The 11,992-nt window shown below is 56.5% G+C and carries 8 protein-coding genes and 4 tRNA genes; 11 read left to right on the top strand and 1 reads right to left on the bottom strand.

Annotation, left to right across the window (positions count from 1 at the left end):
* The first annotated feature begins 184 nt into the window (after positions 1 to 184).
* From AC1DKH_RS20795 to AC1DKH_RS20845, 11 genes are all read left to right on the top strand, one after another.
* Positions 185 to 261: transfer RNA gene (locus AC1DKH_RS20795), tRNA-Arg, on the top strand.
* 32 nt (positions 262 to 293) lie between these two features.
* Positions 294 to 369 (top strand) — tRNA-His (locus tag AC1DKH_RS20800).
* A 56-nt stretch (positions 370 to 425) separates the two neighbouring features.
* A tRNA-Leu gene (locus tag AC1DKH_RS20805) sits at positions 426 to 510 on the top strand.
* Positions 511 to 588: 78 nt separating this feature from the next.
* A tRNA-His gene (locus AC1DKH_RS20810) sits at positions 589 to 664 on the top strand.
* 386 nt (positions 665 to 1,050) lie between these two features.
* Positions 1,051 to 2,361: a trigger factor gene (tig, locus tag AC1DKH_RS20815; protein ID WP_477754842.1), complete on the top strand. Its 1,311-nt coding sequence runs from the start codon at positions 1,051 to 1,053 to the stop codon at positions 2,359 to 2,361.
* 93 nt (positions 2,362 to 2,454) lie between these two features.
* On the top strand, positions 2,455 to 3,090 hold the full coding sequence (gene clpP, locus AC1DKH_RS20820) for an ATP-dependent Clp endopeptidase proteolytic subunit ClpP (RefSeq protein ID WP_477754843.1): 636 nt from the start codon (positions 2,455 to 2,457) through the stop codon (positions 3,088 to 3,090).
* 112 nt (positions 3,091 to 3,202) lie between these two features.
* On the top strand, positions 3,203 to 4,486 hold the full coding sequence (clpX, locus tag AC1DKH_RS20825) for an ATP-dependent Clp protease ATP-binding subunit ClpX (protein ID WP_007982210.1): 1,284 nt from the start codon (positions 3,203 to 3,205) through the stop codon (positions 4,484 to 4,486).
* Positions 4,487 to 4,646: 160 nt separating this feature from the next.
* Positions 4,647 to 7,043, top strand: a complete 2,397-nt coding sequence (gene lon / locus AC1DKH_RS20830) for an endopeptidase La (protein WP_477765331.1) — start codon at positions 4,647 to 4,649, stop codon at positions 7,041 to 7,043.
* 149 nt (positions 7,044 to 7,192) lie between these two features.
* Positions 7,193 to 7,465 (top strand): HU family DNA-binding protein, encoded by a 273-nt coding sequence (locus AC1DKH_RS20835; RefSeq protein ID WP_002552737.1) that lies wholly within the window; start codon positions 7,193 to 7,195, stop codon positions 7,463 to 7,465.
* Positions 7,466 to 7,698: 233 nt separating this feature from the next.
* On the top strand, positions 7,699 to 9,570 hold the full coding sequence (locus AC1DKH_RS20840) for a SurA N-terminal domain-containing protein (RefSeq protein ID WP_477799151.1): 1,872 nt from the start codon (positions 7,699 to 7,701) through the stop codon (positions 9,568 to 9,570).
* Between the two features lie 203 nt (positions 9,571 to 9,773).
* On the top strand, positions 9,774 to 10,604 hold the full coding sequence (locus tag AC1DKH_RS20845; RefSeq protein ID WP_477754733.1) for a DUF2242 domain-containing protein: 831 nt from the start codon (positions 9,774 to 9,776) through the stop codon (positions 10,602 to 10,604).
* A gap of 344 nt (positions 10,605 to 10,948) precedes the next feature.
* On the opposite strand, the gene AC1DKH_RS20850 is transcribed toward AC1DKH_RS20845, so the two are convergent.
* Positions 10,949 to 11,989: an AraC family transcriptional regulator gene (locus AC1DKH_RS20850; protein WP_477754734.1), complete on the bottom strand. Its 1,041-nt coding sequence runs from the start codon at positions 11,987 to 11,989 to the stop codon at positions 10,949 to 10,951.
* Positions 11,990 to 11,992: the final 3 nt, after the last annotated feature.

Consider the following 11,992-nt stretch of genomic DNA (forward strand, 5'->3'; position numbering starts at 1 on the left):
CCCTAACTCCTTTAATTAAATGAATTTTTTTTAAAAATGATTTGACGACCTTCGGGGGGCTCTATACTATTCGTCGCACTTGTCGGGCACAGCCTAGCACTGGTTAAGAAGGTTAAGCGGGATTACGGTTCTGCGAGACTGGAAAGCACTTAGTTTGTAGTCCTCCAAGGGTACAGCTAACAAGGCGCCCGTAGCTCAGCTGGATAGAGCATCCGCCTTCTAAGCGGATGGTCGCAGGTTCGAGTCCTGCCGGGTGCGCCATTAGGCAGCTTTGGCACAAGTAACGCGATATGGTGGGCGTAGCTCAGTTGGTAGAGCACGGGATTGTGACTCCCGTTGTCGTGGGTTCGATCCCCATCGTCCACCCCATATTTCGAAAGGCGCCAGATTAACAGTCTGGCGCCTTTGCTTTAAAGGCTTCATCCGCGGATGTGGTGGAATTGGTAGACACACTGGATTTAGGTTCCAGCGCCGCGAGGCGTAAGAGTTCGAGTCTCTTCATCCGCACCAATTAAAGCTTCACTCAGGCTGTTGGCCTGGCTGGAGCTTGATAAAGAAGTTTGTTTGACTTCTTTAACAGGCAATATGGTGGGCGTAGCTCAGTTGGTAGAGCACGGGATTGTGACTCCCGTTGTCGTGGGTTCGATCCCCATCGTCCACCCCATATTTCGAAAGGCGCCAGATTGAAAAGTCTGGCGCCTTTTTTGTTTCAGCGGCCGCGGGTTCCGGGTCGCAGGGGTGGGGCGTTTCGTCGTATTTATGTTTCTCGATGATGCAGTCCTGCCCGCCGGCCTTGCTTGCGAGATCGGCTGTCAGGGAGATGATTGGCTGCCTTCTCTATATATGGAAAGGTCGGCGCAGAGCCCTGGCGTGATTGGTTGTATTTGCCATCGGGGCGAGGTGCATTCGTGCATTCGCACCTATAAATTGCCTGCTGCGTTTTTACCCGTTTTCAGTAGGGTGACTTCTTGAGTTTGACCCACTAGAATGCATGCCCTTGATTCTGGGGTCGGAAACGGCCGGCTAACGTCTGTGCAACGAGGAATATCCATGCAAGTTTCTGTTGAAAATACTACTGCTCTTGAGCGCCGCATGAGCGTCACCGTGCCGGCTGAGCGCATCGAGAGCCAGGTCAACAAGCGTCTGCAGCAGACCGCCCAAAAGGCCAAGATTGCTGGCTTCCGTCCAGGCAAAGTGCCAATGAGCGAAATCAAGCGCCGTTTCGGTGCCGACGCTCGCCAGGAAGCTGTAGGCGACGTGATCCAGTCTTCCTTCTACGAAGCGGTGGTTGAGCAGAAGCTGAACCCGGCTGGCCAGCCTTCGATCGAGCCTAAGTCCCTGGAAGCGGGCAAGGACCTGGAATACGTTGCCGTATTCGAAGTGTTCCCTGAGTTCACCGTTGCCGGTTTCGAAGGTATCACCGTCGAGCGCCTGAGCGCTGACGTGGCTGATGCCGATCTGGACAAAATGCTGGAAGTCCTGCGCAAGCAGAACACCCGTTTCGAAGTGGCCGATCGCGCTGCCCAGAACGAAGATCAGCTGAACATTGATTTCGTCGGCAAAGTCGACGGTGAAGTGTTCGCTGGCGGTTCCGCCAAGGGTACTCAGCTGGTTCTGGGTTCCGGCCGCATGATCCCTGGTTTCGAAGATGGCCTGGTTGGCGCTAAAGCCGGTGAAGAACGCGTTCTGAACCTGACTTTCCCAGAGGACTATCAGAACCTGGACCTGGCTGGCAAAACCGCCGAGTTCACCGTGACCGTCAACACCGTTTCCGAGCCAAAGCTGCCAGAACTGACCGAAGAATTCTTCGCTCAATTCGGCATCAAGGAAACCGGTCTGGATGGCTTCCGTGCCGAAGTTCGCAAGAACATGGAGCGCGAGCTGCGTCAGGCGATCAAATCCAAGGTCAAGAATCAGGTAATGGACGGTCTGCTGGCCACCAACCCGATCGAAGTGCCAAAGGCTCTGCTGTCCAACGAAGTTGACCGTCTGCGCGTGCAGGCTGTCCAGCAGTTCGGCGGCAACATCAAGCCAGACCAACTGCCGGCCGAGCTGTTCGAAGAACAAGCCAAGCGCCGCGTAGTGCTGGGCCTGATCGTGGCTGAAGTGGTCAAGCAATTCGACCTGAAGCCTGACGAAACCCGCGTTCGCGAGATGATTCAGGAAATGGCTTCGGCCTACCAGGAGCCTGAGCAGGTTGTGTCCTGGTACTACAAAAACGACCAGCAACTGAACGAAGTTCGTTCGGTTGTGCTGGAAGAGCAAGTTGTGGATACTGTTCTGCAGAAAGCTAGCGTGACCGATAAATCGGTCTCTTACGAAGAAGCGGTCAAGCCGGTAGAAGCACCACAAGCCGACTGATCACTTTTGCGGTAAGAAGCAAACACCATAAGCCAGCCTTCGTGCTGGCTTATGCGTATTCAAGACATAACTATTTGGGAGTGACTGCAGAGCATGTTCCGTAATTCGTATATTCAGCAGAACTCTGATATCCAGGCCGCAGGCGGCCTGGTCCCGATGGTTGTCGAGCAGTCCGCTCGTGGCGAGCGCGCCTACGACATCTACTCGCGCTTGCTCAAGGAGCGAGTGATCTTTCTGGTTGGCCCGGTAGAGGACTACATGGCCAACCTGATCTGTGCGCAACTGCTGTTCCTTGAAGCGGAAAACCCGGACAAGGACATCCATCTCTACATCAACTCCCCGGGCGGTTCGGTGACGGCGGGCATGTCGATCTACGACACCATGCAGTTCATCAAGCCCAACGTGGCAACCACCTGTATCGGTCAGGCGTGCAGCATGGGCGCGTTCCTGCTGACGGCCGGTGCCCCTGGCAAGCGTTACTGCCTGCCAAACTCGCGTGTGATGATTCACCAGCCACTGGGCGGTTTCCAGGGGCAGGCGTCGGATATCGAAATCCATGCCAAGGAAATCCTCTTTATTCGTGAGCGTCTCAACACGCTGATGGCCCTGCATAGCGGGCGCACTCTTGAAGAAATCGAGCGCGATACCAACCGCGACAATTTCATGAGTGCAGAAGCCGCGCGTGAGTACGGGTTGATCGATGAAGTGATCACCCAGCGCCCTGCTTGAAATAAGCAGCTCAAAATAGGGCTGGTCGGCGGGTCCGATCACCAGCGGGCTTGAAAAAGCCCGCAATAGCCTTCATCTTGTGTTGCAAGCCTATCGGATTTGGATCGAACGAATGACTGACACCCGCAACGGCGAGGACAACGGCAAGCTGCTCTATTGCTCCTTCTGTGGCAAAAGCCAGCATGAAGTACGCAAATTGATTGCCGGCCCCTCGGTCTTTATCTGCGACGAGTGCGTCGACCTGTGCAATGACATCATCCGCGAGGAGGTGCAGGAAGCACAGGCCGAAAGCAGCGCGCATAAATTGCCTTCGCCTAAAGAAATCAGCGGCATCCTTGATCAGTATGTGATTGGTCAGGAGCGTGCGAAAAAGGTTCTGGCCGTAGCGGTGTACAACCACTACAAGCGCCTGAATCAGCGTGACAAAAAGAATGACGACGTCGAACTCGGCAAGAGCAACATCCTGCTGATCGGCCCGACAGGCTCGGGTAAAACCCTGCTTGCCGAAACACTGGCCCGCTTGCTGAACGTTCCGTTCACCATCGCTGATGCAACCACCCTCACCGAGGCGGGTTACGTGGGTGAAGATGTCGAGAACATCATTCAGAAGTTGCTGCAGAAATGCGATTACGACGTGGAAAAAGCCCAGATGGGTATTGTCTACATCGATGAAATCGACAAGATTTCGCGCAAGTCTGACAACCCGTCGATCACCCGGGACGTATCCGGTGAGGGCGTGCAGCAGGCCCTGCTCAAGTTGATCGAAGGCACGGTCGCTTCCGTTCCGCCTCAAGGTGGTCGTAAGCATCCGCAGCAGGAATTCCTTCAGGTCGACACCCGTAACATCCTGTTCATTTGCGGTGGTGCGTTCTCTGGTCTGGAAAAGGTTATTCAAAACCGTTCCACCAAGGGCGGCATCGGCTTCAATGCAGAAGTGCGCAGCAAGGAAGAAGGCAAGAAAGTCGGTGAGTCCCTGCGTGAAGTCGAGCCTGACGATCTGGTCAAGTTCGGTCTGATCCCGGAATTCGTCGGTCGTCTGCCGGTACTTGCCACGCTGGACGAGCTTGACGAGGCTGCATTGATGCAGATTCTCACCGAGCCGAAAAATGCTCTGACCAAGCAGTATGCCAAGCTGTTCGAGATGGAAGGCGTTGATCTGGAGTTCCGTTCCGACGCACTGAAATCGGTCGCCAAGCGTGCCCTGGAGCGTAAAACCGGTGCCCGTGGCCTGCGTTCGATTCTCGAAGGTGTATTGCTCGACACTATGTATGAAATCCCCTCGCAATCGGAGGTGAGCAAAGTAGTGATCGATGAAAGCGTGATAGAAGGCAAGTCCAAGCCACTGTATATCTACGAAAACAGTGAGCCAACCGCCAAGGCCGCGCCAGACGCTTAAGCGTCACGCAGCCGGTATAAAGAAGGGGCCTTCGGGCCCCTTTGCTTTTTGCGCGTTTTACACAGTCTTTGTGCTTGTTTTTTTTGAAGGCTGCCCCCATCTTGGTTTCAAGCTTACTTCCATCTGTTTCCGGCCTTACGGCCGCCGTAGAGGCGAAATCATGAAGACAACCATCGAATTGCCTCTCCTGCCATTGCGTGATGTCGTGGTTTATCCGCACATGGTTATCCCGCTGTTCGTGGGACGCGAGAAATCCATCGAAGCCCTCGAGGCTGCGATGACGGGTGACAAGCAGATTCTTCTGCTGGCCCAGAAAAACCCGGCTGATGACGATCCCGGTGAAGATGCCCTGTATCGCGTGGGTACGATTGCCACCGTTCTGCAGCTGCTGAAGCTGCCTGACGGTACGGTCAAGGTTCTGGTCGAGGGTGAGCAGCGGGGCGCCGTTGAGCGCTTCAGCGAAGTGGACGGCCACTGCCGTGCCGAAGTCTCCCTGATCGACGAAGTCGACGCGCCAGAGCGCGAGTCGGAAGTATTCGTACGCAGTCTGCTATCCCAGTTCGAGCAATATGTGCAGTTGGGCAAGAAAGTCCCGGCTGAAGTCCTGTCATCGCTCAACAGCATCGATGAGCCAGGCCGCCTGGTGGATACCATGGCCGCGCACATGGCCCTGAAGATCGAACAGAAGCAGGAAATCCTCGAAATCATCGATTTGTCGGCCCGGGTCGAGCACGTTCTGGCGTTGCTGGATGCCGAGATCGATCTGCTGCAAGTCGAAAAACGCATTCGCGGTCGCGTCAAAAAACAAATGGAGCGCAGTCAGCGCGAGTACTACCTGAATGAGCAGATGAAGGCCATTCAGAAAGAGCTCGGCGACAGCGATGAAGGTCACAACGAAGTCGAAGAGCTGAAAAAGCGTATCGATGCCGCCGGCCTGCCAAAAGACGCGCTGGCCAAGGCCACGGCCGAACTGAACAAGCTCAAGCAAATGTCGCCAATGTCCGCGGAAGCGACTGTGGTGCGTTCGTACATCGACTGGCTGGTTCAGGTGCCGTGGAAGGCCCAGAGCAAAGTGCGCCTGGATCTGGCGCGTGCAGAAGACATTCTGGATGCCGACCACTATGGCCTGGAAGAAGTCAAAGAGCGCATCCTCGAATACCTCGCCGTGCAAAAACGCGTGAAGAAAATTCGTGGTCCGGTGTTGTGCCTGGTCGGTCCTCCCGGGGTGGGTAAAACGTCCCTGGCGGAGTCGATTGCTCACGCCACCAACCGCAAATTCGTACGCATGGCCCTCGGTGGCGTGCGTGATGAAGCGGAAATTCGTGGCCATCGCCGTACTTACATCGGTTCGATGCCAGGAAGATTGATTCAAAAGATGACAAAAGTGGGTGTCCGCAATCCGCTGTTCCTGCTCGATGAAATCGACAAAATGGGCAGCGATATGCGTGGCGATCCGGCATCAGCGTTGCTGGAAGTGCTCGATCCCGAGCAGAACCACAACTTCAACGATCACTATCTGGAAGTCGACTACGACTTGTCCGATGTGATGTTCCTGTGCACCTCGAACTCGATGAACATCCCGCCGGCGTTGCTGGACCGGATGGAAGTGATCCGTCTGCCGGGCTACACCGAAGACGAGAAGATCAACATCGCCGTCAAATATCTTTCGCCAAAGCAGATCACGGCCAACGGCTTGAAGAAAGGCGAGCTGGAGTTTGACGCAGAAGCGATCCGCGACATCATCCGCTACTACACCCGTGAAGCCGGTGTGCGTGGGCTGGAGCGTCAGATTGCCAAGGTTTGCCGCAAGGCCGTCAAGGAGCACGCGCTGGAAAAACGCTTCTCGGTGAAGGTGACCGCAGACATGCTGGAGCACTTCCTGGGCGTGCGCAAATTCCGCTACGGCCTGGCCGAGCAGCAGGATCAGATCGGTCAGGTGACCGGACTGGCGTGGACTCAAGTGGGCGGCGAATTGCTGACCATCGAAGCCGCTGTCGTGCCGGGCAAGGGCCAGTTGATCAAGACCGGTTCCCTGGGTGACGTGATGGTCGAGTCGATCACCGCAGCCTTGACCGTTGTTCGCAGCCGGGCGAAGAGCCTGGGCATTCCCCTGGACTTCCATGAGAAGCGCGATACGCACATCCATATGCCGGAAGGGGCAACGCCGAAAGACGGTCCTAGCGCCGGTGTGGGCATGTGCACGGCCCTTGTTTCGGCCTTGACCGGTATTCCGGTTCGCGCAGATGTCGCCATGACCGGCGAAATCACTTTGCGTGGCCAGGTACTGGCCATTGGCGGCTTGAAAGAAAAACTGCTGGCTGCCCATCGTGGCGGAATCAAGACCGTGATCATTCCTGAAGAAAATGTGCGCGATCTCAAAGAGATTCCGGACAATATCAAGCAGGATCTACAGATTAAACCGGTTAAATGGATTGACGAGGTCCTGCAAATTGCGCTGCAATACGCGCCGGAGCCCTTGCCGGATGTGGCTCCGGAGATAGTCGCGAAGGATGAGAAACGCGACGCAGATTCTAAGGAAAGAATTAGCACGCATTAGTACGTATTTGCCTGGGGGGCTTTCTTGACAGCTTTTTAGAGCCCTTGTTATAAAGCGGCTCTTAAGTGTCTGTAGGCCATTCAGCACTCGTTTTTGCTTTCACCAAAAAAACTTAGAATCATACTCAAATAGATATAAGGGGACTTAGAGTGAACAAGTCGGAACTGATTGATGCTATCGCTGCATCCGCTGATATCCCGAAAGCTGCTGCTGGCCGTGCGCTGGACGCTGTAATCGAATCCGTCACTGGCGCTCTCAAGGCTGGCGACTCTGTTGTTCTGGTTGGTTTCGGTACTTTCTCCGTAACTGATCGTCCAGCTCGCATTGGTCGTAACCCACAGACCGGTAAGACGCTGGAAATCGCAGCCGCCAAAAAACCAGGTTTCAAAGCCGGTAAAGCACTGAAAGAAGCTGTCAACTAAGTTCGATTCAGGTTTTTACCCATCCGGGTCGGGGTCATGCCTGACTTGGCAGCGGAGCGGCAGTCCTGACTGCAGGTCGCCGGTTCAAGACACCGAGGGTCGCCAGTTCGAGCCCTCGATCCGCTCCGCCAGTTACGAGAAGGCGCATCCTCGGATGCGCCTTTCTTCTATCCGGACTCTACCCACGCTCCACGGTTGCCTAATTTTGAAGTTCAACCGTTTCTGGGGGACGCATGCTGCAGAATATCAGGGACAATTCACAAGGCTGGATTGCCAAGACTATTATCGGGGTCATCGTTGTTCTGATGGCTTTGACCGGTTTCGACGCCATTTTCAAGGCCACGTCGCACAGTAATGATGCGGCCAAGGTCAATGGCGATGAAATCAGCCAGAACGAGCTGAGCCAGGCGGTCGATATGCAACGCCGTCAGCTCATGCAACAGCTTGGCAAGGATTTCGATGCATCCTTGCTGGATGAAAAAATGTTGCGCGAATCGGCGCTCAAGGGCCTGATCGATCGCAAACTGTTGCTGCAAGGCGCAGAAAACTCAAAATTCGCTTTCTCCGAAGCGGCGCTTGATCAGGTCATCCTGCAAACACCAGAGTTTCAGGTTGATGGCAAGTTCAGCACCGAGCGTTTCGACCAGGTGATTCGCCAACTCGGCTATAGCCGCATGCAATTCCGCCAGATGCTGGCCCAGGAAATGCTGATTGGTCAGCTGCGTGCCGGCCTGGCAGGTAGCGGTTTCGTGACCGATGCACAGGTGCTGGCGTTTGCCCGTCTGGAAAAACAGACCCGCGATTTCGCCTCCCTGAACATCAAGGCCGACCTGGCGGCTGTGAAGCTGACCGACGATGAGGTCAAGGCTTATTACGACGAACACGCCAAGGAATTCATGACGCCGGATCAGGTGGTCATCGATTACCTCGAGCTGAAGAAGGCTTCCTTCTTCGACCAGGTCAGCGTCAACGACGAAGACCTGCAAGCGGCCTATCAGAAAGAAATCGCGAACCTGTCCGAGCAACGTCGGGCTGCGCACATTCTGATTGAAGTGAACGACAAGACCACCGAGGCGCAAGCCAAGGCGAAGATCGAAGAAATTCAGGCCCGTCTGGCCAAGGGTGAGAAATTCGAGGCGCTGGCCAAGGAGTTCTCCCAGGATCCAGGTTCGGCGAACAACGGTGGTGACCTGGGTTATGCCGGTCCTGGCGTCTACGACCCAGCGTTCGAAAAAGCCCTGTATTCGTTGGGCCAGGACCAGGTCTCGGGGCCGGTTCGTACCGACTTCGGTTTCCACCTGATCAAGCTGTTGGGCGTTGAAGCTCCAGAAGTGCCAACGTTCGCCAGTCTGAAAGACAAGCTGACCCGTGGTCTGAAAACCCAGCAGGTCGAGCAGCGTTTCGTTGAGGCGAGCAAGCAATTGGAAGACGCCTCGTTCGAATCGTCCGATCTGGCTCAGCCAGCGCAGGACCTGAAACTGACCGTCCAGACGTCCAAGCCATTCGGTCGTGAAGGCGGTGAGGGTATTGCGGCCAACCGTGCCGTAATCACTGCTGCGTTCAGCCCGGAAGTGCTGGATGAGGGGGCGAACAGCACCGCCATCGAGCTCGATCCGGAAACCGTGGTCGTGTTGCGTGCCAAGGAGCATCTGAAGCCTTCGCAATTGCCGCTGGAAAGCGTTTCTGCCGCGATCCGTGTGCAATTGGCCAAGGAGCACGCCAGCGCCGATGCCAAGACCAGGGCTGAAGCCTTGATTGCCAGCCTGCGCGATGGCAAGACCCCGCTGGATCAGGCAATAGGTGGCCAGGCCTGGAAAGTCACCGAAGCGGCGACCCGCGCTCAGGAAGGTGTTGACCCTGCGGTGCTGCAAGCGCTGTTCCGCATGGCCAAGCCTGCGGCCAAGGACAAGCCGACCTTCACCAGCGTGACGCTGGCTGATGGCAGTCTGATGATCGTGCGCCTCAATGGCGTGAACGAAGCAGCGGCGCCGACCGAGGACGAGAAAGCACAGTATCGTCGCTACCTCGCTTCCCGCATTGGCCAGCAAGACTTTGCGGCTTATCGCAAGCAGCTGGAAAGCCAGGCGGACATCAAGCGTTACTGATGGCTGACCAGGTTTAGCGCTGCACAGGAGACCCCGGCCGAAAGGCCGGGGTCTTTTTATTTGGCCGTACGTCATTTGCTGCGGTGACTTTTCCGCAAAACCGGGGTCAATCAGCCTGTAACCGTTTTAAGACACGATCGATGCTCCGCTAAGCATCGATCTGTTGCACAATATGCCCCGAACCGTTTTCCTCAGGATGTTCAATGTTTAAATCACTTCCCATGCGGGTTGTCGGGCTGGCAGCCATGCTTGCCGCTGCGGCCGGTTGTTCATCGAACAAGGCCGCCATCTACGAGCATGAGAACTTCGACGATTCCGGAACCTTTTCCCGCAACTATCCGGTAACCGATGCGCAGAGCTGTGAAGCCGCCCGTCGTGCCTTGCTCAGCCAGGGTTACATTATCACCAGCAACGATTCGAAGCTGGTCAGCGGTCACAAGAGCTTCCAGCAGACCGGCGAGAACCACATGGAGATCAGCTTCAGTGTGGTCTGTACCGATGACGGCAGCGAAGGGCACCACGCGACCGTATTCGCCAACGCCCTGCAGGATCGTTACGCACTGAAGAAAACCAACAACTCCGCCAGTCTCGGTGTGGGTGTGTTGGGCTCGGTGTCGATGCCGATCGGCTCCTCTGATGACTCGATGGTCAAGGTCGCCAGCGAAACCGTATCGTCCGCCAAGTTCTACGAGCGTTTCTTCGCACTGGTCGAGCTGTTCCTGCCGCCGGAAGCGAAAAAGGCTGCGCACATCACCGAAAAGCCGAAAACAGACCTGGGCATGCCTGAAGCCAAGGCTGCACCGGCAGCGGTACCCGCTACACAGCCAGCTGCAGCTGCCCCTGCACCTGTACCCGTTGAAGCGGCGCCTGCGGCCTCCGAGCCGGTTGCCCCGCCTCCTGAAGTGGCGCCGATCACGCCGACCGGGAGTGTAGTGCCGGCACCGTCCCCGGAAATCGTCACGCCACCGTCGAACCCGAGTGACTTGCCGCCGCCGAGCGAACCCATTCCGGCGATGCCTGTCTCCGGCCAGTGAGGGTGACCCCACAGGGTCGGATCAAATGACCCGATCCTGTGACCAGCCAAAAGATTGACCCGCATCAAGCAAGTCCGCTGTTCTGCGGTCTCCCGCGAAAAAAACCAATGATAAATTCCTGACCAACTGCTACGTTTTATTCAGTGGCGACAGAGTGTCGTATCCGCGTCATTTTTCTTTCACGCGGGCACTTTATGCTCATGGAATGGGTCATTTATTCAGACGTTTTTCAATACGGGTTGGGGGATTCAAAAATGGACGATTATCAAGAAGAACTGCTCGAGTACCAGGCTTTCGAACTCGACCCACTGGAGCCGGCGGAAGACGCTACCGAGTTGTAGGCATCAGGCGGATTGGCGATGGCTGCGGCGAAATTCGCCTGGTGTCTGCCCGTTCCAGCGTTTGAATGCGCGTTGAAACGCTTCGGCTGAGGCAAAACCCAGCAGGTAGGCGATCTCTCCGAACGCCAGTTCGGTGTCGCGTATGTAGGTCATGGCCAGGTCGCGACGGGTGTCGTTGAGAATCGCACGAAATTGTGTGCCTTCATCGGCGAGCTTGCGGCGCAAGGTCCAGGTGGGCAACTTCAGGCGTGCCGCCACCTCTTGGAGGTCAGGCTCCCGGCCACCACTGAGCAACGGTCCCAGCAGCGCGATGATGCGCTCACGCAGGCTGCGGGTGCGTGTCAGTTGTTCCAGTTCCCGCTCACACAGTTGCAGCAAATGTCTCCAGGTGCTCGGGCAATGCTCGGGGTTGCGCTGGGCGAGACTTACCAGGCTCAAGCGCAGTTGATTGCGCTCGCCGCCAAACTGAATCGGACAGTCACCTAAAACGTCATAGGCCGCGCGGTAACCGGGCTCTTCGAATTCGATCTCGATGCGTTCGGCACGCAGCGGGGCAGGGCTGACACTCGACAGTTGCTGCAACCAGCCGGCGATGATCGAATCCACCACGAAGCGGTTGTAGGCGTTATAGGGGCTGATCGAATAGAAACGCAGCCAGGCGCCCTGGGCGTCTTCGTGAAAGCTTGATTGACCCCGATAATTCGAACCATACAAGGCTTCGAACCGGATCAGGCAGCGCGCGGCTTCACGTACGGTCGGCGCCTGGGCGGCGGTGACCCCTGCGAGGCCGATCTGGCTCAGGCGACTGAGCTGACCCATGCGCAAGCCAAGGGCCGGGTTGTCGGTCAGTTGAATGGCGCTGTGGCCCAGGCGCATGTAGCGCGGTATCGACAGTCGGGCACCGGCTTCGCTCAGGCGTGCTGCATCGAGGCCGTATTGATCGAGCAGTGGCTGCGGATCGACGCCATGACTGCGCACGGCATCGGCCAGGCTATGAACAAAGCCCACCGACAGATCGCCGAGGCGCATCGGCTGCGGTTTCATGGC

The organism is Pseudomonas sp. 05L36, assembly GCF_056398125.1.

Excerpts from the sequence above, each read along its gene's own strand:
- tig (WP_477754842.1), top strand. The coding sequence starts at position 1,051 with ATGCAAGTTTCTGTTGAAAATACTACTGCTCTTGAGCGCCGCATGAGC.
- clpP (WP_477754843.1), top strand. The coding sequence starts at position 2,455 with ATGTTCCGTAATTCGTATATTCAGCAGAACTCTGATATCCAGGCCGCA.
- clpX (WP_007982210.1), top strand. The coding sequence starts at position 3,203 with ATGACTGACACCCGCAACGGCGAGGACAACGGCAAGCTGCTCTATTGC.
- lon (WP_477765331.1), top strand. The coding sequence starts at position 4,647 with ATGAAGACAACCATCGAATTGCCTCTCCTGCCATTGCGTGATGTCGTG.
- AC1DKH_RS20840 (WP_477799151.1), top strand. The coding sequence starts at position 7,699 with ATGCTGCAGAATATCAGGGACAATTCACAAGGCTGGATTGCCAAGACT.
- AC1DKH_RS20845 (WP_477754733.1), top strand. The coding sequence starts at position 9,774 with ATGTTTAAATCACTTCCCATGCGGGTTGTCGGGCTGGCAGCCATGCTT.
- AC1DKH_RS20850 (WP_477754734.1), bottom strand. The coding sequence starts at position 11,989 with ATGAAACCGCAGCCGATGCGCCTCGGCGATCTGTCGGTGGGCTTTGTT.